Origin of the sequence: Sphingomonas lenta, assembly GCF_002288825.1 — a bacterium.
GTDB lineage: Bacteria > Pseudomonadota > Alphaproteobacteria > Sphingomonadales > Sphingomonadaceae > Sphingomonas > Sphingomonas lenta.
The window spans coordinates 639,169-660,791 of sequence record NZ_NSLI01000001.1 but is presented as its reverse complement, the minus strand read 5'-3'; the positions used below and the strand labels follow the sequence as shown (position 1 = coordinate 660,791).

At 70.2% G+C, this 21,623-nt stretch carries 19 protein-coding genes; 11 read left to right on the top strand and 8 right to left on the bottom strand.

All coding sequences use genetic code 11. From position 1 onward, the window contains the following. The first annotated feature begins 207 nt into the window (after nt 1-207). Together ndk and CKY28_RS03165 are read left to right on the top strand one after the other, a co-directional pair. Entirely contained in the window at nt 208-630 is a 423-nt protein-coding gene (gene ndk, locus CKY28_RS03170) for a nucleoside-diphosphate kinase (RefSeq protein WP_095996919.1), read from the top strand. Further along, nucleotides 630-1,148, top strand: a complete 519-nt coding sequence (locus CKY28_RS03165; RefSeq protein WP_176472930.1) for a GNAT family N-acetyltransferase — start codon at nt 630-632, stop codon at nt 1,146-1,148. The genes ndk and CKY28_RS03165 overlap by 1 nt, the downstream gene beginning before the upstream one ends. Here the strand turns inward: CKY28_RS03165 and CKY28_RS03160 are convergent. The 3 genes from CKY28_RS03160 to purM are packed head-to-tail and all read right to left on the bottom strand — an operon-like array spanning nt 1,145 to nt 3,367. Next, the gene (locus CKY28_RS03160) at nt 1,145-1,732 is read right to left on the bottom strand and encodes a hypothetical protein (protein WP_095996850.1); all 588 of its coding nucleotides are present in this window, start codon (nt 1,730-1,732) and stop codon (nt 1,145-1,147) included. The two genes, CKY28_RS03165 and CKY28_RS03160, sit on opposite strands and share 4 nt — an antisense overlap. Further along, a complete protein-coding gene (gene purN / locus CKY28_RS03155; RefSeq protein WP_095996849.1) occupies nt 1,729-2,289 on the bottom strand; it encodes a phosphoribosylglycinamide formyltransferase in 561 nt (186 codons plus the stop codon). The genes CKY28_RS03160 and purN overlap by 4 nt, the downstream gene beginning before the upstream one ends. Next, on the bottom strand, nt 2,282-3,367 hold the full coding sequence (gene purM, locus CKY28_RS03150) for a phosphoribosylformylglycinamidine cyclo-ligase (protein WP_095996848.1): 1,086 nt from the start codon (nt 3,365-3,367) through the stop codon (nt 2,282-2,284). Before purM ends, purN begins: the two co-directional genes overlap by 8 nt. A 65-nt stretch (nt 3,368-3,432) precedes the next feature. Here purM and CKY28_RS03145 point away from each other — a divergent pair, with 65 nt between their 5' ends. The 4 genes from CKY28_RS03145 to CKY28_RS03130 are packed head-to-tail and all read left to right on the top strand — an operon-like array spanning nt 3,433 to nt 8,985. Then, nucleotides 3,433-4,713 (top strand): hypothetical protein, encoded by a 1,281-nt coding sequence (locus CKY28_RS03145; RefSeq protein WP_095996847.1) that lies wholly within the window; start codon nt 3,433-3,435, stop codon nt 4,711-4,713. Further along, entirely contained in the window at nt 4,710-5,333 is a 624-nt protein-coding gene (locus tag CKY28_RS03140; protein ID WP_095996846.1) for an HdaA/DnaA family protein, read from the top strand. Before CKY28_RS03145 ends, CKY28_RS03140 begins: the two co-directional genes overlap by 4 nt. After that, entirely contained in the window at nt 5,330-7,492 is a 2,163-nt protein-coding gene (locus tag CKY28_RS03135; protein WP_095996845.1) for an RNA degradosome polyphosphate kinase, read from the top strand. The genes CKY28_RS03140 and CKY28_RS03135 overlap by 4 nt, the downstream gene beginning before the upstream one ends. Before the next feature lie 5 nt (nt 7,493-7,497). Beyond that, nucleotides 7,498-8,985 (top strand): Ppx/GppA family phosphatase, encoded by a 1,488-nt coding sequence (locus CKY28_RS03130; RefSeq protein ID WP_095996844.1) that lies wholly within the window; start codon nt 7,498-7,500, stop codon nt 8,983-8,985. A gap of 136 nt (nt 8,986-9,121) precedes the next feature. Here CKY28_RS03130 and rnd read toward each other — a convergent pair whose 3' ends face one another. Next, nucleotides 9,122-10,303: a ribonuclease D gene (gene rnd / locus CKY28_RS03125; protein WP_095996843.1), complete on the bottom strand. Its 1,182-nt coding sequence runs from the start codon at nt 10,301-10,303 to the stop codon at nt 9,122-9,124. A 67-nt stretch (nt 10,304-10,370) separates the two neighbouring features. Between rnd and aspS the strand changes: the two genes are divergently transcribed. Continuing rightward, entirely contained in the window at nt 10,371-12,200 is a 1,830-nt protein-coding gene (aspS, locus tag CKY28_RS03120; RefSeq protein WP_095996842.1) for an aspartate--tRNA ligase, read from the top strand. A gap of 7 nt (nt 12,201-12,207) precedes the next feature. On the opposite strand, the gene CKY28_RS03115 is transcribed toward aspS, so the two are convergent. Next, complete coding sequence (locus tag CKY28_RS03115; protein ID WP_176472929.1) at nt 12,208-12,681, bottom strand: hypothetical protein; 474 nt, start codon at nt 12,679-12,681, stop codon at nt 12,208-12,210. 179 nt (nt 12,682-12,860) lie between these two features. After that, nucleotides 12,861-14,318 carry a glycerol-3-phosphate dehydrogenase gene (gene glpD / locus CKY28_RS03110; RefSeq protein ID WP_095996840.1) on the bottom strand — a complete coding sequence of 486 codons (1,458 nt, stop codon included), beginning with the start codon at nt 14,316-14,318 and terminating at the stop codon, nt 12,861-12,863. Between the two features lie 76 nt (nt 14,319-14,394). Here glpD and CKY28_RS19235 point away from each other — a divergent pair, with 76 nt between their 5' ends. From CKY28_RS19235 to CKY28_RS03100, 3 genes are read left to right on the top strand one after another with little or no spacing between them, the layout of a single operon-like run. Further along, nucleotides 14,395-14,517, top strand: a complete 123-nt coding sequence (locus CKY28_RS19235) for a hypothetical protein (protein WP_281253193.1) — start codon at nt 14,395-14,397, stop codon at nt 14,515-14,517. Next, nucleotides 14,517-16,745 carry a ribonuclease R family protein gene (locus CKY28_RS03105; RefSeq protein ID WP_095996839.1) on the top strand — a complete coding sequence of 743 codons (2,229 nt, stop codon included), beginning with the start codon at nt 14,517-14,519 and terminating at the stop codon, nt 16,743-16,745. The genes CKY28_RS19235 and CKY28_RS03105 overlap by 1 nt, the downstream gene beginning before the upstream one ends. Then, the gene (locus CKY28_RS03100; RefSeq protein WP_095996838.1) at nt 16,742-17,074 is read left to right on the top strand and encodes a hypothetical protein; all 333 of its coding nucleotides are present in this window, start codon (nt 16,742-16,744) and stop codon (nt 17,072-17,074) included. Before CKY28_RS03105 ends, CKY28_RS03100 begins: the two co-directional genes overlap by 4 nt. Nucleotides 17,075-17,242: 168 nt before the next feature. Here the strand turns inward: CKY28_RS03100 and CKY28_RS03095 are convergent, their stop codons facing one another. Then, a complete protein-coding gene (locus tag CKY28_RS03095; RefSeq protein ID WP_095996837.1) occupies nt 17,243-18,409 on the bottom strand; it encodes a saccharopine dehydrogenase family protein in 1,167 nt (388 codons plus the stop codon). Nucleotides 18,410-18,426: 17 nt separating this feature from the next. Beyond that, on the bottom strand, nt 18,427-20,205 hold the full coding sequence (locus CKY28_RS03090) for an ABC transporter transmembrane domain-containing protein (RefSeq protein WP_095996836.1): 1,779 nt from the start codon (nt 20,203-20,205) through the stop codon (nt 18,427-18,429). Between the two features lie 169 nt (nt 20,206-20,374). Between CKY28_RS03090 and CKY28_RS03085 the strand changes: the two genes are divergently transcribed. Beyond that, nucleotides 20,375-21,592 carry a polyhydroxyalkanoate depolymerase gene (locus CKY28_RS03085; RefSeq protein WP_095996835.1) on the top strand — a complete coding sequence of 406 codons (1,218 nt, stop codon included), beginning with the start codon at nt 20,375-20,377 and terminating at the stop codon, nt 21,590-21,592. The last annotated feature ends 31 nt before the right edge of the window (nt 21,593-21,623 follow it).

Here is a 21,623-nt window from a genome sequence, read left to right as displayed (position 1 = left end):
TGGCGGGCGGGGCGGGGGGGGTGGAGCGCGCGGGGGGGAGGACGCCGGCGGGCGGCGGGGGGGGGGGGGGCGCGCCGCCTGCTCCCCCCCCCCCCCCCCCCCCCCCCGCGAAAGCGGGAGAGGGGAGTGTTGGCTTGCGCTTCCACGCCCCCACGCTTAGGGCCGCGCCGACCCTTTAAACCAAGACCATAGGAGCCCGTGACCATCATGGCCGCGAACCGTACCTTCTCGATCATCAAGCCCGACGCCACGCGCCGCAACCTGACGGGCGCGGTCACCAAGATGCTGGAGGAGGCGGGGCTGCGAGTCGTGGCCTCCAAGCGCATCCGCATGACGCGCGAGCAGGCCGAAGGCTTCTACGCCGTACATCGCGAGCGGCCCTTCTTCAACGACCTGGTCTCCTTCATGATCTCCGGCCCGGTGGTCGTGCAGGTGCTCGAGGGCGAGGACGCGGTGAAGCGCAACCGCGACGTCATGGGCGCGACCAACCCCGCCAACGCGGAACCCGGCACGATCCGTAAGGAGCTGGCGGAGTCGATCGAGGCGAACTCGGTGCACGGCTCCGACTCCGACGAGAACGCCGCGATCGAGATCGCGTACTTCTTCAAGGACGAAGAGATCGTCGGTTGATGGATTGGCGGCTGCGGCGGGCGGAGCCGGGCGACGAGCCCGCGCTGTCGCTCGTCGCGGCCGCCAGTTTCCTCGACGCATTCGCGGGCGTGCTCGCCGGGCCCGACATCGTGGCCCATGTCACGCGCAACAGCTCGGTCGAGAAGTTCGCGACCTGGATCGCGGATTCGGACAGCATCGTCGCGATCGCCGAGCACCCGAACGGCGCGGCGCCCGTCGGCTACACGGTGCTGACGCCACCCGACTTCCCGATCCCGACCGGGCCGGACGACGTCGAGCTTCGGCGCATCTACACGATGCCGGTCGCCAACGGCACGGGCCTGGGCGCGCTGTTGATGAAGCGCGCGATCGCCGACGCGCGGGCGCTCGGACGCAAGCGAATGCTGCTCGGCGTGCTCGGCACCAACAACCGCGCACGGCACTTCTACGAGCGTCAGGGCTTCGCGCTCGCGGGCGAGCGGCGGTTCAACGTCGGCGGGTCCTGGTATGACGACGTGGTGTACGCGCGCGACCTTTAGCGCGCCAGCTCCGCCTTCCACAGTGTGTCGATGCGGGCTTGGCTCCCGCCCGGCTCACGCAGGCGAAAGTCGGTGAGCGCCAGCTCGCGCCCCTGCAGGAACTGCCCGCGCGTGCGCCAGACCAAATCATAGACGGCGGTGCGCGTGGTCCGGTCGTCGTCGGTCCTATACGAGTAGGTGACGAGTACCGGCAGCCGTCCGACCCGCTCGTCCGGTCCGCCATCCGTCGCCTTGAGCAGAGGACCATCGAACCAATCCGCCCGGATCTGGTGATCCACCGCGTCCTTCGCCCCGACGCCGAGCGCGGGGGGGAACGTCACCCGCACGTCGCCCAACACGTGCCGCTCGTCGCGCAGCAGCAGGATCGCACGGTTTCCTTTCGCGACCTCGCCTCGCAACTCGAAACGCCGACCCGCCTCGGCTTGAGCCTTGGCTGCCGCCTTCTTCTCCTCGGCGGCGTTCCGACGGTCCGAATAGGTGTTCCACAGCCCCAGCGCGGCGATGATCAGGCCGGCGACGGCCACGAACTCGGTGGTGTTCAGCCAGCGGCGACGGCGGGCGGCTTGTTGGGTCGGTTCGGTCATCTGCTAACGAACTCCGAAAGAACGCGGGGGTACAGCTCATGCTCGGCCGCGAGCACGCGCTCCGCGAGCGTGTCGGGTGTATCCTCAGGCAAGATCGGCACTTCGGTCCGGCCCAGCACCTCGCCGCCGTCGAGCTCCTCGGTGACGAGGTGGACGGAGCAGCCCGCTTGCCTGTCGCCCGCTTCGATCGCGCGGGCGTGCGTGTGGAGGCCCTTGTACTTGGGCAGCAGCGACGGGTGAATGTTGACGATCCGCCCGCGCCAGTTCGCGACGAACTCGTCCGACAGCAGGCGCATGTAACCCGCGAGCGCGATCAGCTCGACCTCGCACTCGCGCAACGCACGGTCGAGCGCGGCTTCGTAAGCAGGCTTGCCGATCTCCTTGGGCGAGAGCGCGAAGGTGGGGATGCCCCGCTCGCGCGCCCAAGCGAGGCCTGCAGCGTCCGGCTTGTCGGAGGCGACCACGACGACTTCGTAGCCCTGCGCGCGTTCGACCAGCGCCCGCATGTTGGACCCGCGCCCGGAGATGAGGACGCCGACCCGCTTGGGCTCACGCATCGTGCCGGGCCGTCCAGTCCGCGCGTGCGCTCCAGGTGCCCGCCGATCCGCGCACGGTGCAGCCGCGCAATCCCGCTTCGACGCGGCCGATGCGGAACACCGTCTCGCCTGCGGCCGTGAGCGCCCCCATCACGGCGTCCGCATCGTCCTCGCCGACCATCACCGCCATTCCGACGCCACAGTTGAAGGTGCGCGCGAACTCCTCCGGCTCGATCGCACCCTGCGCCTGCAGGAACGCCATCAGCCGCGGCTGCTCCCACGCGTCCGCGTCGACCACCGCATGCGCCTCGCGCGGCAGCACGCGCGGGATGTTCTCCAGCAACCCGCCGCCGGTGACGTGCGCCAGCCCCTTGATCCGACCCCCGCGCACCAGCGGCAGAAGGCTCCGCACATAGATGCGCGTCGGCGCGAGTAGCAGGTCGATGAGCAGGTGGTCCTGATCGATCGGGGAGGGGCGCTCGAGCTTCCAGCCCTTGTCGACCGCGAGCCTGCGGACGAGCGAGTAGCCGTTGGAGTGCACACCCGAGGACGCCAGCCCGAGGATCACGTCGCCCGCGCCGATCCGCTCGCCGGTGAGCACCTGCGTCCGCTCGACCGCGCCCACGCAGAAGCCCGCCAGGTCATAGTCGCCGTCGGCGTACATGCCCGGCATCTCCGCCGTCTCGCCGCCGATCAAGGCGCAGCCGGCGAGCTTGCACCCTTCCGCGATCGAGGCAACCACCTGCTCGGTGACGCCCGCGTCGAGCTTGCCGGTGGCGTAGTAATCGAGAAAGAACAGCGGCTCCGCGCCCTGCACGACGAGGTCGTTGGCGCACATCGCGACCAGGTCGATACCGACGCCCGCGTGCCGATGCCACTCGATCGCGAGCTTCAGCTTCGTGCCGACGCCGTCGTTCGCCGCGACGAGCAGCGGGTCCTCGAACCCGGCCGCCTTCAGGTCGAAGAAGCCGCCGAACCCGCCCAGCTCCGCGTCGGCGCCCGGCCGACGGGTGCTCCTCGCCAGCGGCGCGATCGCACGCACCAACGCGTTCCCCGCGGCGATGGAGACGCCGGCCTGTTCATAGGTGTAACCCGTCATGGCCGCCCGCCTACCGATAAGCCGCTTGGATTTCCACGCCCGGTCGGCCAAAAGCCTGATCCATCATGCACCCGGTCAAGCGTTTGAAGCCGTCCCGTGTAGCCGCGGCCGCGATCCTCCTCGCCTGCGCCGGCGTGGGTCTGGCGCAGATCGAGGGCGGCGACCGCGGCGTGGCGCCCATCGACAGCTCGGGCGATTTCGAGGTGACGGGCGTCGCCGTCGACGTCGCGGCCAAGACGCCCGAGGCGGCGCGGCTGGGCGGCTGGCGGCTGGCGCAGCGCCGCGGCTGGGAGAAGCTGACGCGCCAGCTCGGCCAGCCGGGCGCGGGCGTGTCCGACGGCACGCTCGACCAGCTCGTCAAGGCGATCGTCGTCGAGCAGGAGCAGATCGGCCCCACGCGCTACGTCGCCCGCCTCGGCGTGTTGTTCGACCGTCAGCGCGTCGGTTCGCTGCTCGGCATCGCGACCTACGCCGCGCAGTCCGCGCCGATGCTCGTCATCCCCGTCCAATATTCGGGCGGAGCCGGCCAGGTGTTCGAAACGCGCACTCCTTGGCAGGAGGCTTGGGCGCGTTTCCGCACCGGCAACAGCTCGATCGACTATGTCCGTCCCGCCGGCACGGGCGCGGACCCGCTGCTGCTCAACGTCGGCCAGATCGGGCGGCGCGGTCGGCCCTGGTGGCGCACGATCATCGACCAGTACGGCGCGTCCGACATCCTGATCCCCGTCGTGCGTCTCAACCGGCTATGGCCGGGCGGGCCGGTGACGGGCGTGTTCCAGGCGCGCTACGGTCCCGACAACGCCTATCTCGGCGGCTTCTCGCTCCGCGTGCCCAACGAGCGCGGCATCCCGGCGCTGCTCGACGCGGGCGTGCAGCGCATGGACGCGCTCTATCAGCAGGCGCTGCGCGCGGGCGTTATCCGCGCCGATCCGACGCTCTTGCCGCCGCCCACCCCGACGCCGACGCCCACACCGGGCGCGGAGGGCGGAACGATCGTCGAATCGGTCACCGTCGAGACCGACGCGCCCGGTGGCGTCAGCAGCCAGGTCATCGTGCAGTTCGAGACGCCCGACGCCGGCGCGCTCGCCGCGACGGAGGCGGCGGTGCGCAGCGTCCCGGGCGTGCGCTCGGCGACGACGACCAGCCTGGCGCTGGGCGGCGTGTCGCTGATGCGCGTCCTCTACGACGGGGATCCGGGGGCGCTGATCGCCGGGCTTCAGGCGCGCGGCTATCAGGTGACGGGCGGCGGCGGGTCGATCCGCATCCGCCGCGGCGCGCCGCCGCCCGCTGCAGTGCCGGCCCAGCCCGCCGCGCCCGCCCCGGCGGAGGCCGTTCCGGAAGGATGAGCCAACTCGCGCTGCCGCTCGCCTGGCCCGCCGACCCGAGCGACGACGCGTTCCTGGTCGGCCCGTCCAACGAACGCGCCGTGCGCGTGCTGGAGCGCTGGGCGTCCTGGCCGGTGCGCACGGGCCTGCTCGTCGGCCCGCGCCGTTCGGGCCGCAGCCTGCTCGCGCGCCTGTTCGCGCGCAACAGCGGCGGCGTCGTGATCGACGGGGCGCAGCGCCAGCCCGAGACCGCGCTCTTCCACGCCTGGAACCGTGCCGAGGCCGCGAACCGCCCGCTGCTGCTCGTCGTGGAGGAGCTTCCGCCCGCTTGGGGCATCGAACTGCCCGACCTGCGCTCGCGCGTTGCCGCCAGCCCCGTCGCCGAGATCGGCCCGCCCGACGACGCGCTCGTCCGAGCGCTTCTGGAGCGCGAGCTCGCCCGCCGCGGCCTCGACGCCCGCCCCGACCTCTTGGAGTGGATCGCCGCCCGTATCGAGCGCAGCCACGCGGCCGTGCTGGGCGCGGTCGACGCGCTCGACGCCCGCGCGATGGAACGGCGGCGCGGCCTATCCATTCCCTTCGCACGCGACACGCTGACCGAGGCGGGCCTGCTGGGCCAGCCCACGCCCGAGGACCGATGAACCGCCCCGCCCATCTGAGCCGCCTGACCGACGCCGACGACGACCCGTTCCCGTCCGCGCCCGCCGGCCGCTACTTCAACCGCGAGCTGTCCTGGCTCGCCTTCAACCGCCGCGTGCTGGAGGAGGCAACCAACCGTGCCCACCCGCTGCTCGAGCGGCTGCGCTTCCTGTCCATCTCCGGCAACAACCTCGACGAGTTCTTCATGGTCCGCGTCGCGGGCCTCAAAGGCCAGCAGGCGCAGGAGGTGGACCGCCTCTCCGCCGACGGCATGACGCCCGCGCAGCAGCTCGCCGCCGTCACCGCCGAAGCCGACAAGCTGATGGCCGACCAGCAGACGGTGTGGCGCGACCTGCGCGCCGAGCTGGCGGAGCAGGACATCCACGTGCTGGGCAGCCGCCAGATCGACGACGAGTCGGTCGGCTGGCTCGAACAGCATTTCCGCCGCCAGATCTTCCCGATTCTGACCCCCCAGGCGCTCGATCCCGCGCACCCGTTCCCGTTCATGCCCAATAAGGGCCTGGCGGTGATGTTCGATCTCCAGCGCCTGTCCGACGGCGAGCCGATCCGCGAACTCGTCATGATCCCGTCGACGGTGAAGCGCTTCCTCCGCCTGCCGGGCGAGTCCGCCCGCTACGTCGCGATCGAGTCGATCGTGAAGCGCTTCTCGCACCTGCTCTTCCCCGGCTACGAGGTGCAGGGCGCGGCCGAGTTCCGCGTGCTGCGCGACAGCGACATCGAGATCGAGGAGGAGGCGGAGGACCTGGTCCGCTATTTCCGCTCCGCCATCAAGCGCCGCCGCCGCGGCCGCGTGATCCGTCTCGAGCTGGAGACGGGCATGGCCGACGGCTTGAGCGAGGTGCTCCGGGACGAGCTGGGCGAGCAGGACACGATCGTCACCGAATCGGGCTCGTTCCTCGGCTGGGCCGACCTCGACGCGCTGACCGACGAGGACCGGCCCGACCTGAAATGGCCGAGCTTCACGCCGCGCTTCCCCGAGCGCATCCGCGAATATGGCGGCGACTGCTTCGCGGCGATCAAGGCCAAGGACATCGTCGTCCACCACCCATACGAGACGTTCGAGGTGGTGATCGCCTTTCTGAAGCAGGCCGCGGCCGACCCCGACGTCGTCGCGATCAAGCAGACGCTCTACCGCGCGGGCAAGCAGTCCGCCGTCATCGCCGCGCTGATCGCCGCTGCGGAGGCCGGCAAGTCGGTCACCGCCGTCGTGGAGCTCAAGGCGCGCTTCGACGAGGAGCAGAACCTATACTGGGCCTCCGCGCTGGAGCGTGCGGGCGTGCAGGTCGTGTACGGCTTCATCGATTGGAAGACGCACGCCAAAGTCTCGATGGTCGTTCGGCGCGAGGGCGAAGAGTTCCGCACCTATATCCACTTCGGCACGGGCAATTATCACCCGATCACCGCGCGCATCTACACGGACCTGAGCTACTTCACCGCCGACCCGAAGCTCGGCGACGACGCGGCGCAGATGTTCAACTACATCACCGGTTACGTCGAGCCGCAGGCGCTCAACTGCATCTCGCTCAGCCCGCGGGATCTGCGCCCGCAGCTCATCGAGCTGATCGACCGCGAGATCGCCCACGCCCGCGCCGGGCGCCCGGCGTCGATCTGGGCCAAGATGAATTCGCTCGTCGACCCGGAGATGATCGAGAAGCTGTACGAGGCGAGCGGCGCGGGCGTGGAGATCGACCTGATCGTCCGCGGCATCTGCTGCCTCAAACCCGGCGTGGAGGGCATGTCGGAGCGCATCCGCGTGAAGTCGATCGTCGGCCGCTTCCTGGAGCATAGCCGCATCTGGGCGTTCGGCGACGGCGAGCCGCTGCCCAACGACTCGGCCGCGCTGTTCATCTCGTCCGCTGACTGGATGCCGCGCAACTTCGACCGGCGGGTCGAGTACATGCTGCCGATCACCAATCCGACGGTCCACGACCAGGTGCTCGACCAGGTGATGGTCGCGAACCTCATCGACAACGAGCAGAGCTGGGTCCTCGACGCCGAAGGCAAGTACACGCGCATCGAGCCGGGCGAGCGGCCGTTTAACCTGCACCGCTACTTCATGACAAATCCGTCCTTGTCGGGCCGCGGCGCGGCGCTCGAGGCGAGCGGGCAAGTGCCCCACCTATCGCTGGCGCGGCGTTGAGCTGGATGGCGACGCTGCTCGAGCCGGTGCGCGCGAAGACGCGCGTGCCCGACCACCGCCCCCGCACCGCCATCATCGACATTGGTTCCAATTCGATCCGCCTCGTCGTCTACCAGGGCCCGGCACGCCTGCCCGCGATCCTGTTCAACGAGAAGGTCATGGCCGGCCTCGGCCGCGGCCTCGCCGCCACGGGCGCGATCGAGGCGCAAGCGCTCGACAAGGCGCGTGTCGCGCTCGCCCGCTTCGCCGCCGTCGCGCGTGCGATGGAGGTCGAGTCGCTCCGTACCGTCGCGACCGCCGCGGTTCGCGACGCGTCCAACGGCCACGAGCTGATCGCCCAGGCGACGAAGCTCGGCCTAGAGGTCGAGATCCTGTCCGGCGAGCAGGAGGCGACCGGGGCCGGCTACGGCGTGCTCTCCGGCATCCCGGACGCGGACGGCATCGTCGGCGACCTCGGCGGTGGCAGCCTGGAGCTGGTCCGCGTGCGCGCGGGCAGGGTGGGCGAGCGCGTGTCCTTTCCGCTCGGCGTGCTCCGCGTCGCCGCGCTGCGCGACGCGGGCGGGCTGGAGCGGCGCGTGGCCAAGCTGGTGCGCGAGTCCGGTTGGGAAGGGCGGGGCAAGGGCCTGCCGCTCTACCTCGTCGGCGGCTCCTGGCGCGCGCTCGCCAAGCTCGACATGGCGCTGACCGGCTATCCGCTACCCGTCATCCACCAGTACGCGATGCCGGCCGCGCGCATCGCCGAACTCACCCGCGCCATCCCGAACCTGTCGCGTCAGCGGCTGCGCGAGATCGCCGACATAGCCTCGACCCGCGCGGGCCTCCTCGCCGACGCCACCGCACTCCTGTCCGCACTCCTGAAGCAGCTCGGCTGCGACCGCACCGTCGCCTCCGCCTTCGGCCTGCGCGAGGGCCTGCTCTACGAAGCGCTCGACGAGGAGACGCGCGCCCACGACCCGCTCGTCGTCGCCGCGCGCGAGGAAGGCCGCATGCTCGGCCGCTTTCCGGAACACGGCGACCTGCTCGATCGCTGGATCGAGCCGCTGTTCGACGACCGGCACGCGCGGCTCCGCTGCGCCGCCTGCCTGCTCGCCGACGTGGGCTGGCACGCCAACCCCGACTTCCGCGCCGAACGCGGCATCGAGACGGCGCTGCACGGCAACTGGGTCGCGATCGACGGCCCCGGCCGCGCGATCCTGGCGCAGACGCTGGCGACCGCGTTCGCCGGCGACACCGACGCGCCCGACCCGCTGTTCCGCCTGGCGTCCACCTCCGACCTGCGCCAAGCCGCCGCCTGGGGCCTGGCGATCCGCTTAGGGCAACGCCTGTCCGGCGGCGTCGCCGGCCCGCTCAAGCGCTCGCGGCTCAGCGACGACGGCCGGCGGATCACGCTCCACCTCGAACCGGGAGACCGCGCGCTCTACGGCGAGGCGGTCGAGAAGCGGCACGCCGCGCTGGCGACCTTCTTGGGGCGGGAAGCGGCTCTGTCTGGGTAGAGCTCACTTAGGTCGCTCACGATCGTCACCCCGGACTTGTTCCGGGGTCCATCGTGGTCCGCGCACTCCGGCAGGTCCGTGCGCACGACGATGGATGCCGGAACAAGTCCGGCATGACGGAAGGTAGCAGGGCCGCTTACGCCGCGGTCTCCTCTTCCGTCCGCGTCATCTTCAGCTTACCGCCCTTGACCGCGAACCCGAGCCGCCCCTCCACCAAGTCCAGCGCGTCGTGCCCGAACTGGTCGTACCGCCAGCCCTCCAGGATCGACAGCCCGTGCCGCTGTCCGGCCGCCAGCAGCTCCAATTCGTCCGACCGCGCCAGCAGCCGCGGCGCCACGTCGATGTCGCGCGCCCTGATCTTGAGCAGCAGCTTGAGCAGGTCCGCCACTAGCGCGCCGTCCTTGCCCAGCCCCGGCTTGCGGTCCTCGCGCGGCGGCATCTCGCTTTCGGGCAGCGGGCCTGCGGCCGCGATCGCCGCCATCAGCCGCGCGCCGATCTCGTTGCCCGCCCAGGTCGGCGACAGCCCGCGCACCTTGGCGAGGTCCCCTTGCCGCTTCGGAGGGTGGCTGGCGAGATCGGCCAGCGTCTCGTCCTTGACGATGCGCCCGCGCGGCAGGTCCTTGCCCCTGGCCTCCAGCTCGCGCCACCGCGCGATCGCCTTTAATCGGCCCAGCACGTCCGCCTTGCGGCTGTTGATGCGCACGCGCTTCCACGCCACGTCCGGATCGTTGGCGTAATTCGCCGGGTCGGCGAGCCGCTCCATCTCCTGGTCCAACCACTGTCCGCGCCCGGTCTTACGTAGCCTCTCCAGCATGCGCGGAAAAATGCGTGCGAGGTGCGTCACGTCGCCGACCGCATAGTCCACCTGCCGTTGGTCGAGCGGCCGCCGCGACCAATCAGTGAACCGCGCGCCCTTGTCGATCTGGATGCCCAGCCAGCTGTCGACCAGGTTCGAGTATCCGATCTGCTCGCCTTGCCCCAGCGCCATCGCCGCGACCTGCGTGTCGAACAGCGGGTGCGGCGTCTTGCCGGTCAGGTTATAGACGATCTCGATGTCCTGACCGCCCGCGTGGAAGACCTTGAGCACGTCTTCGTTGTTCGTCAGGAGCTCCAGCAGGGGCGTCAGGTCGAGCCCCGGCGCCATCGGGTCGATCGCCGCGGCCTCCTCCGTATCGGCGACCTGGATCAGGCACAGCTCGGGCCAGTAGGTCGACTCGCGCATGAACTCGGTGTCGACGGCGATAAAGTCGGCTTGGGACCAGCGGGAGCATAGATTGGCGAGCGTCGCGCTGTCGGTGATCAGGGAATGAACGTGCATCCGGCCGCGTCTAGCGCCGGTCGCGCGGGTTGACAAAAGGGAAGGGGGCGGGGAAGCGCCCCGGCCCATGACGACCCACGCCTACCGCACGCACAACTGCGCCGCCCTCTCACGCGCGAACGAGGGCGAGACCGTCCGCCTTTCCGGCTGGGTGCATCGCAAGCGCGATCACGGCGGCGTGCTGTTCATCGACCTGCGCGACCATTACGGCATCACCCAGGTCGTCGCCGACGTCGACAGCCCCGCGCTGCCCGTCCTGGAGCAGGTCCGCGTCGAGTCGGTCATCACGATCGACGGCAGCGTCAAGGCGCGCTCGGAAGCGACGGTGAACCCGAACCTCGCGACCGGCGAGATCGAGGTGTTCGCCCGCGCTGCCACCGTTCAATCGGCTGCGCAGGAGCTGCCGCTCCCCGTCGCGGGCGAGGCGGACTATCCGGAGGACATCCGGCTGCGCTATCGCTTCCTCGACCTCCGCCGCGAGCGCATCCACGCCAACATCATGCTCCGCTCTCAGGTGATCGCGAGCATCCGCCGCCGCATGATCGAGCAGGGCTTCACCGAGTTCCAGACGCCGATCCTGACCGCGTCCAGCCCCGAGGGCGCGCGCGACTACCTGGTCCCCAGCCGCGTCCACCCCGGCAAGTTCTACGCGCTCCCGCAGGCGCCGCAGATGTTCAAGCAGCTGCTGATGGTCGCCGGCTTCGACCGCTACTTCCAGATCGCCCCCTGCTTCCGCGACGAGGACGCACGCGCCGACCGCTCGCCGGGCGAGTTCTACCAGCTCGATTTCGAGATGAGCTTCGTCACGCAGGAGGACGTGTTCCAGGCGATCGAGCCCGTGCTCCACGGCCTGTTCACCGAGTTCGCCGACTGGCAGGGCAGGGGCCGCCAGGTCTCGCAGTTGCCCTTTCCGCGCATCCCGTATCGCGAGTCTATGCTGAAATACGGCAACGACAAGCCCGACCTGCGCAACCCTCTCGTGATCAGCGATGTGTCGGAGCTGTTCCGCGGCTCGGGCTTCGGCCGCTTCGCCTCGATCGTCGAAGCCGGCGACGTGGTGCGCGCCATCCCCGCCCCGAACACCGCGGACAAGAGCCGCAAATTCTTCGACGACATGAACAGCTGGGCGCAGTCAGAGGGCTATGCGGGCCTCGGCTACGCGACGCGCAAGGGCGGCGTATTCGGCGGGCCCATCGCCAATAACCACGGTGCGGAGGGCATGCAGGCCATCGCCGACGCGCTAGGCCTAGGTCCCGACGACGGCGTGTTCTTCGCGGCCGGCAAGCAGGCGCAAGCCGCCAAGCTCGCCGGCCTCGCCCGCACGCGCGTGGCCGAGCAGCTGAACCTGATCGACCCCGACCGCTTCGAGTTCTGCTGGATCGTCGATTTCCCGATGTTCGAGTGGGACGAGGACAACAAGAAGGTCGACTTCAGCCACAACCCCTTCTCGATGCCGCAGGGCGAGCTGGAGGCGCTGGAGACTAAGGACCCCCTCGAAATCCTCGCCTACCAGTACGACATCGTCTGCAACGGCGTGGAGCTGAGCTCGGGCGCGATCCGGAACCACCGGCCGGAGATCATGTACAAGGCGTTCGAGATCGCCGGTTACAGCCAGCAGGACGTGGACACGAACTTCGCGGGCATGATCAACGCCTTTAAGTACGGCGCCCCTCCGCACGGCGGCTCCGCGCCCGGCATCGACCGCATGGTCATGCTGCTGGCGGGCGAGCCCAACATCCGCGAGGTGGTGCTGTTCCCGATGAACCAGCGCGCCGAGGACCTGATGATGGGCGCGCCGAGCCAGGTCAGCGCCAAGCAGCTCCGCGAGCTCCACATCCGCTTGGCCGAGGGCGCGGGCAAGGACATGACCAGGGCCGTCGCGCCGGGCGCGGGGTAGGACCGGGTTAGCGGATCAGCGCAACGGCGACGGGGCCGACCAGCTTCACCCATCCCGCCAAGCCGGCGACCATCCCCGTGACTAGCCAGAGGATATGGACGGGGCGCGGTGAGGGCAGCTGTCGCCAGACCCGGAGCCACGCCCAGCCCAGAAACAGCGAAGAGGGGAGGAGTATGGCGGGCGTGGGCGCGCCGACCGCGATGGCGAAGTTGTATTCGTCGAAGTTGGGACGACCGGCCCTAACCAGATCGAGCGCAGCGAGCGACCAAGTCAGCAGGCCGATCGGAGCCATCAACATTCTGACGGGGGCCACCGCCGCAAGCGCGAAAGCGGCCGATCGCGACCCACCTCGTCGCGCCGTCGCAATCGCGGCGACGGTGAGGAGCATGGTGACGGCGGGACCGGCGCCTGCCTGCACCGCCACCTCCCAGGCCGGAGCCGTACCGGGCTCGGCGCCGCCGGACACGCTGGCGACGTTCAACACCGGTCGGTAACCGAGCAAGCGCCCGGCCGACCAGTGCCCGAGTTCGTGAAGCAGCACCGACGCAGGCGCGAGCGCCGCGGCCCAGGCGGCTAGGCGTAGTCCGTTCCGCTTATTTCGCCGGTCCTGCCCCACGCCCGGCAGACTACCGCCTTGCTTTCGCTGAGCAACAGGCGAGGTCAGGCGGCCGGTGATGCCGCCCACCACGCCTCGAACCGCACCCGCTCGGCCGCGGTCATGTGCAGCCCGAGCTTGCTCCGCCGCTCCAGCACGTCCTCCGGCGTCCGCGCCCACTCGCGATCCCGCATCCAGCGCACCTCGCGCTCGGTCAGCCCGGCGCCGAACGCCTCGCCCATGCCTGCCTCGTCCCGCACGCCCGCAAGCATCGCGACGAGCAGTGTGCCGTAGGCGCGTGCCATCCGCTCCGACCGCTCCGCGCCCAGCCAGGGACGCCGCTCGCGCACATGCGCCAGGTACGCATCGAAGCTCCGGAACCCGCCGCCTGGGAACGGCCGCTCGCGCGTCATCGGCTCGACGTGCCGCCCAAGCGCCGGCGCGACCTTGGCCACCGCCTCTTCGGCTAGGTGCCGCGCAGTCGTGATCTTGCCGCCGAACACCGACAGCAGCGGGGGGCCGTTCGCGTCCAGCTCCAGCACATAGTCGCGTGTCACCTCGCGCGCCTCGCTCGCGCCGTCGTCGTAGAGCGGACGAACGCCCGACCATGAGCTCGTCACGTCCTCAGGGCCGACTTGGCGCGCGAAGTAGCGACTCGCCGCGTCGCACAAGTAGCGCACCTCGTCCCCGTCAATCCGAGCGTCCTCCGGCCGCTCGACCACCACGTCGGTGGTGCCCACCGCCGTCCCGCCCTCGTAGGAGATGGCGAACACGATGCGCCGGTCAGGCTGCTGGAGGATATAGGCGTGGTCGCCCTCGAACAGCCGCGGCACGACGATGTGGCTACCTTTGACCAGCCTGACGCCCGCCGAGGCGTTCACCCCCATCCGCCCCAGCAGCTCCGCCACCCAGGGTCCCGCCGCGTTGACGACCGCGCGCGCCTGCACCTCTCGCCCATCCGATAGCCGCGCGCGCCACAGCCCGTCCTCGCGTCGGGCGCTCTCCAGCGTGGTGCGGGTCAGCACCTCTGCCCCATGCTCGGCCGCATCCAGCGCGTTGAGAACCGTGAGCCGCGAGTCGTCGACCCAAGCGTCCGAGTAGACGAACCCGCTTCCCGCATTCTTCAATGGCGCGCGATACGCCGCATCGGATCGCCTCAGCCCCCGCGACCGCGGCAGCGCCGACCGTCCGCCAAGCCGGTCGTAGAGCAGCAGCCCCAGCCGGACGAGCCACCACGGCCGAACCGCGTTCTCGTGCGGCAGCACGAAGGTGAGCGGCCGGATCAGATGCGGCGCGAGTCTCAGCAGCCGCTCCCGCTCGCGCAACGCGTGCGCGACGAGGCGGAAATCGTAATACTCCAGGTAGCGTAGGCCGCCGTGGATCAGCTTGGTCGACGCCGACGACGTATGGCTCGCCAGGTCGTCGCGCTCGACCAGCAGTACCGACCAGCCGTTCAGCGCCGCCTCGCGCGCGATGGCGCAGCCGTTGATGCCGCCGCCGACGATCAGGAGGTCGTACGTCACGCCTCCGCATCTAAGCCGCCCGGGGCGCGTTGACGAGGCTGTCCTACAACCGTTCGGCTATGGCATGACCTCCCCCATGATCATCGACACCGCTTCGCCCGAAGTCCGCCGCGCCTCCCATCCTGCCGAACAGGACAGCAATTCAGCCCTGTTCCGTGTAAAACTCGTCAAAGTCGTGAACTTCGGGCCGTCGCGCTGATGCCGAAACGCGCTGCCGCAGGCCTGCCGACCCGCCAGCAGATCCTCGACTTCATCGAGACCTCCGACCAGCCCGCCGGCAAGCGGGAGATCGCGCGCGCCTTCGCCCTGTCCGCCCAGGAGAAGATAGCGCTCAAGGCGTTGCTCAAGGACATGGCCGACGAGGGCCTGATCGACTCCGCCCCCGGCCGCGCCTTCCACAAGATGGGCGGGCTGCCCAAGGTGACGGTGCTCCGCGTCGCCGACGTCGACGACGGCGGCAACGTCTGGGCCGTGCCGGAGCGCTGGGAGGCGGACGGCCCGCCGCCGCGCCTGCGCGTCCGCGAGCGTAAGCGGGGCCAGCTCGGCATCGGCGAGCGCGTCCTTGCGCGCACCGAGGAGGCCGGCTCCGGCTGGATCGCGCATCCCATGAAGACGCTCGCCCGCGCCTCCGAGCAGGTCTTGGGCGTGCTCCGTGCGGAGGGCGACCGCTTGTGGCTGACCGGCGTCGAGAAGAAGGAGCGCCGCGAGTACGCCGTCTCCGACGCGGGCGACGCGCAAGCCGGCGACCTCGTGCTCGCCGAGAAGGCCGGCCGCCCCCCGCGCGTCACCGTCCGCGTCGTCGAGCGCCTGGGCGATCCGTTCGCGCCGCGCAGCTTCTCGCTCATCGCCATCCACAAGCACGGCATCCCAGACCAGTTCACCCCCGACACGCTTGACGAGGCGGAACGCGTCGCGCGCCAGCCGCTAGGCGAGGACCGCGAGGACCTGCGCCACCTTGCCATCGTCGCGATCGACCCCGCCGACGCCCGCGACCACGACGACGCGGTCTGGGCCGAGCCCGACGACGATCCCGCCAATCCGGAGGGCTGGCGCGCGCTCGTCGCCATCGCCGATGTCAGCTTTTACGTGCGTCCCGGCTCCGCGATCGACCGCGACGCGCGCAAGCGGGGCAACTCCGTCTACTTCCCCGACCGCGTGGTGCCGATGCTGCCGGAGATCCTGTCGGCGCATGTCTGCTCGCTCGTCGAGGGCGAGGACCGCGCCGCGCTCGTCTGCCACCTCCAGGTGACCAAGGACGGCCAGCTCAAGAGCTGGCGCTTCACCCGCGCCGTGCTCCGCATCGCGGCCAACATCGCGTACGAGGACGCGCAGGCCGCGATCGACGGGACGCTCGACCACCCGCTGACGGAGACCGCGCTCAGGCCGCTCTGGGGCTGCTGGCGCGCGCTGCTCGCCGCTCGCGAGAAGCGCGAGCCGCTCGACCTCGACCTGCCGGAGCGCCGCGTCGTGCTCGACGAGAAGGGCCGCATCATGTCGGTCGCGCCGCGCGAGCGTCTGGACGCCCACCGGCTGATCGAGGACTACATGATCGCCGCCAACGTCGCCGCCGCTAAGGCGCTGGAGGCGAAGAAGGCGCCCGTTATGTACCGCGACCATGAGCCGCCCAGCCGCGAGAAGCTGACGGCACTCAAGGACTATCTGGAGACGTTCGGCGTCCCCTTCGCGCTCGGCCAGGTGATCCGCCCCGCGACGTTCAACCGCATTCTCGACAAGGTCGGTGACGCCGACTTCCGCCCGCAGGTCATGGAGCAGGTGCTCCGCACGCAGACGCAAGCCTATTACGGACCAGGCAACACGGGGCATTTCGGGCTCGCGCTCGGCAGCTACGCGCACTTCACCTCGCCCATCCGCCGCTATGCCGACCTCCTCGTCCACCGCTCGCTCGTCCGAGCGTACAAGCTGGGCGAGGGCGGTCTCACCGACGGCGAGGCGGAGGGCATGGAGCGGATCGGCGAGTCGATCTCCGGCTTCGAGCGCCGCGCGATGGAGGCGGAGCGCGAGACGATCGACCGCTACGTCGCTGCATTCCTGGCCGAGCGCGTGGGCGAGATCGTGCGGGCGCGGATCACGGGCGTCGCCAACTTCGGCTTCTTCGCGACGGTGGACGATGTGGGCGGCGACGGCCTCGTCTCCGTCCGCGACCTCGGCGGCGAGTATTACCGCTTCGACGAGGCCGCCCGCACGCTCACGGGCGAGCATAGCGGCGAGCAGTACGCGCTGGGCCAGCGCCTCGAGCTCAGGCTCGTGGAGGCCAACCCTGTCTCGGGCGCGCTCCGCTTCGAGCTGCCGGAGGGGAAGGGGGCGGGCACGTCCGCCGAGCCCGAGCGCCGCGACCGCCGCACCCCGCGCGTGTTGAAGCGGCGCGGCCGTCCGGGCAACATCCGGCACCAGGGGGGACGCCGTTGACCAATCTGATCCGCACCGACACGCCCGCGCCCAGGTCGCCGCTGCGCCAGGGCTACCTGGTCCGCGGCTCGATCGCGCCCGTTTTCGTCGAACGCGGCGCGCTCTCGCCCACCGACGCGATCGCGTTCAAGCCGTCGAGCCCGCGCGAGGCTAAGGCGTTCGCCGCGCTGCTCCGCTCGGGCGCGATGCGGCAAGCGGGCGGGAACTGGTGGCTCGACATCGTCGCCTACCAGGCGAACGCGAACGCTCGCAGCCGGGCGGCGATACCGTGGCTGATCGGCGGCGCGGTCCTCATCGCACTCGCGGCGATGCTGTTCTACCGGGGCTGATCGCCCTCACTCGTCACCCCGGACTTGTTCCGGGGTCCATCACTGTCCGGGCGAACCGTCAGCGAGAGTGGGAGTGGACGGCCGTGCGCACCCCCGAACGGATTGCGCGCACGACGATGGACCCCGGAACAAGTCCGGGGTGACGGAGGAGGTGTGGCAAAGTTGACCTCATCCAGCCGTGAACGTCAGCCCCGCCTTAGCCTGCAACCGGTCCCGCAGCTTCGCACCCATTAGCGCGCCGGGCGTCCACACCCCGCCGTCGCCGCGCACGTCCTGCACCAGGCACAGCGCCGACTCCGCGATCATCTTCGACGTCGATCCGTAGCCCGGATCCTTGTCGCCCGTGACCACCGCGTCGAGCCGCGTCCCGTCCGGCATCAGCCCGACGAACAGGAGGTCGTAGAAGCCGTTCTCACGCTCCTCCTTCGACGGACCCTCGCCCGGCTTCGGCCCCTTGTCGCCGGCGAGCGGGTTGAGTTTGCTGATCGCCTCCGCGGCCGCCTTGCCGAGATCGCCGAGGCCCGCGACCTGCATCTCGTCATACTGGAAATCGGTCCCGTACGGGTGGCCGAGCAGGAAGTTGGTCCGGTGGACGTTCTTGGTGTTGATCGGCGCCATGATGAACGGCGCGACCCAGGCGTTGAGCGTCGTGTCGAACTCTGGGAGCAGCCCCAGCGGCTGGCCCACGCCCTGGAACCCCGGCGTCAGCGCGAACGGGCTGGTCAGCAGCTTAACCAACGACGGGTCCTTGGCCGCGGCCGCGAGCGTCGCCTTGAGGCTCGCCGCCGTGCCGCCGGAGAAGCCGCCCTGCATCTTGCGCACGCGCCCCTTCACGCGCGGGGCGGGGTGGCCGAAGCGCTCGCGCGCGAACTCCTGCAGCGTCAGCACGCCGAGATCGAACGGGATCGAGTCGAAGCCGCAGGAGAAGACGATCCGCGCGCCCGTCCGCTTGGCGGTGGGCTCGTACGCGTCGATCATCTTGCGCATCCAAGCGGGCTCGCCGCACAGGTCGACATAGGCCGTGCCTGCCGCCGCGCACGCGCCGACCAGCTCGGACCCGTATAGCTGGTAAGGGCCGACCGTGGTCAGCACGACCTCTGTCCGCTCCGCCATCGCGCGGAGGCTGGCGGGGTCGTCGGCGTCCGCAGTCACCAGCGGCGTGTCCGCCGGCGCGCCGATCAGGTCGCGCACCTCCTGCAGCTTGGAGAGCGACCGCCCCGCCATCGCCCATCGCGGGCGGTCCGGGCCAGCGTAGGCCTGGGTCAGGTACTCCGCCACCAGCCGCCCGGTGAACCCGGTCGCGCCGTAGACGATGACATCGAACTCCTTGGCCATGCCGCTTCTCCCGTCTCTCAAGCCGCCTCGCTGAACTGCAGGCTCGCCAGCCGGGCGTACAGGCCCGACCGCGCCATCAGCTGCCCGTGTGAACCTTCCTCCACGATCCGGCCGCCGTCCATGACGATGATCCGCTCCGCCGCGCGCACCGTCGCCAGCCGATGCGCGATCACGAGCGTGGTCCGGTTCGCCATCAACCGCTCCAGCGCCTGCTGCACCAGCCGCTCGCTCTCGGCGTCGAGCGCGCTCGTCGCCTCGTCGAGCAGCAGGATGGGCGAGTCGCGTAAGAGAGCGCGGGCGATGGTGATGCGCTGCCGCTGCCCGCCCGACAGCCGCGCGCCGCCCTCGCCCAGGAACGTGTCGAGCCCATCGGGCAGCTTGTGCAGGAACTCGGCCGCGTTGGCCGCCTCCGCCGCCGCCCAGAGCTCGTCGTCGCTCGCTTCCCAACGCCCGTAGCGCAGGTTGTCGCGCGCGGACGCGCCGAAGATCACCGTCTCCTGCGGCACCAGCGCGATCCGGGCGCGGACCGCCTGCGGATCGGCGTCGCGCAGGTCGACGCCGTCGATCAGCACGCGGCCCTGGTCCGGGTCGTAGAATCGTTCGGCGAGTTGGAACAGCGTCGACTTGCCCGCTCCCGACGGTCCGACCACGGCCACCGTCTCGCCGGGCCGGACGTCGAGCGTAACGCCGTGCAAGGCGGGCGCGTCCCGCCGGGTCGGATAGTGGAAATGCACGTCGTCGAAGCGCAGCGCACCCAGCGGCGGCTCGGGCAGCAAGGACGGCCGCGCGGGTGCGGCGATCTCCGGCCGTTCGGCGAGCAGCTCGGACAAGCGCTGCGCCGCGCCCGACGCGCGGAGCAGGTCGCCCCACACTTCCGTCAACGCGCCGAACGACCCCGTCACCAGCACGGCGGTGAAGATGAACGCGCCTAGCGACCCGCTCGACAGCCGGCCCTCGGCCACGTCGCTCACGGTGGTCCACAGGAGCATCACGACCGCGCCGAACAGCAGCATGATGACCAGCGCCGTCATCGCCGCGCGCACGAAGATGCGCCGCCGCGCGGCCGCGAAGCTCAGCGCCACGGCATCGCCGAAGCGCTGCCCTTCGCGGCCCTCCTGCCCGAAGGCTTGCACGACCTTCATCGCGCCCAGCGTCTCGACCACCGTCGATCCGATGTCGGCGATGCGGTCCTGGCTCGTCTTGGACTGGTCGCGCACCTTGCGGCCGAGCAGCACGATCGGCGACAGGATCAGCGGGATGGCGAGGAGCAGCATCCCCGTCAGCCGCGGCGACAAGGCGAACAGCGTTGCGATGCCGCCGAGCGCCGTCAGCGTGTTCCTGAGCGCGATGGATACGGTGGAGCCCACGGCATTCTCGATCTGCGCCGTGTCGGACGTGAGCCGCGACGCGATCTCCGACGGGCGGTTCTCCTCGAAGTAGCGCGGCGTGAGGCGGACGAGGTTATCGAGCACCGCCATGCGGATGTCCGCCACCGTGCGCTCGCCGAGCCAGGAGACGTAGTAGAACCGCACCGCCGTCGCCGCCGCCAGCAGCACGACGAGCCCGAACAGGAGATAGAAGATCCGGTCGATATGGCTGAGGTCCGCGCCCGCACCGAACCCCTCGTCGATCACGGAACGAAGCGTCCAGGGCAGTGACAAGGTCACGGCCGACGTGCCGAGCAGGGCGAAGAAGGCGACGCCGATCTGGAGCGGGTAGCGGGACGCATAGCGCCAGACCATGGCGAGGGGGCCGAGCCGGCGGGACGGCTCGGAAACGGGGGCGCTGGAGGCCATGGCCGCGCGCCTAGCAGCCGGAGCGGGGTGGCTCAACGTCAGGAACTGTGCCTCCGACGCCATAGGTTCGGCTAATTGTCGGATGAACCCGTTGTCGACCGTGACGTTTACGTTACGTATGCAACCAACGCTGCAGAACGTCCGGGTCGCGCGGCGCAGGAAATTATAGATGCTCTACGACGCTTACGAGATGCAGCGGTCGATGCTGGCCAGCGCCAGCGCCATGGCCAAGCTGGGCGCTGGCATGCTCCAGAACCCGAGCTTCCCCTTCTCCTACATGGGCGGGGGCACGATCATGGCCTCCGCACTCGAAGTGTTCGCGCATGCCGCGGCGCCCCGCGGCAAGCCCGAGTTCGGGTTGACCAGCACGGAGATAGACGGGCGCGAGGTGGCCGTCCACGAGGAGATCGTGCTGCGCAAGCCGTTCGGCCAGCTCAAGCGTTTCCGGCGCAAGGGCGTGGAGGGCTCGCCCAAGCTGCTGATCGTCGCGCCCATGTCGGGCCATTACGCGACGCTGCTCCGCGGCACCGTCGAACGCATGCTGCCGCGCCACGAGGTCTACATCACCGATTGGCGCGACGCGAAGCTGGTGCCCATCGCCGACGGTCGCTTCGACCTGGACGACTATATTAACTACCTGATCGAGTTCTTAGAGGCGATCGGGCCGGGCGCGCACATGCTCGCGGTCTGTCAGCCGTCCGTGCCCTGCTATGCCGCGGCGGCGCTGATGAGCGCGGACCGGCATCCATGCCGGCCCAAGACGCTGACGATGATGGGCGGCCCGATCGACACGCGCGAAGCGCCGACCGCGGTCAACACGCTCGCGACCGAGCGTCCGCACGCCTGGTTCGAGCAGAACGCGATCGCGACGGTGCCGGTCGTCTATCCGGGCGCGGGCCGGAAAGTGTATCCGGGCTTCCTGCAGCTCGCCGGGTTCATGTCGATGAACCTCGGCAACCACATGATCAGCCACTGGGAGATGTTCAAACATCTGGTTCAGGGCGACGACGAGAGCGCGGACGCGACCAAGGCGTTCTACGACGAGTACCGCGCCGTGTGCGACATGACCGCCGAGTTCTACCTGCAGACGGTCGAGCTGGTCTTCCAGCGGCACGCGCTGCCCCGGGGCGAAATGACGCACCGCGGCCGCCCTGTGGACCCGGGCGCGATCACCGACGTCGCGCTGCTCGCCATCGAGGGCGAGCGCGACGACATCTCGGGGCTCGGGCAGACCAAGGCGGCGCTGACGCTGGCGGGCAACCTGCCGGACGAGAAGAAGCGCTACCTCATGGCCGAGGGTGCCGGCCATTACGGCATCTTCAACGGCTCGCGCTGGCGCTCCAAGATCGCGCCGGTCGTGGAAGAATGGATCGCCGCGAACGGCTGACCGCCGCTCCCGTCCGGGAGCGACGGCCCTT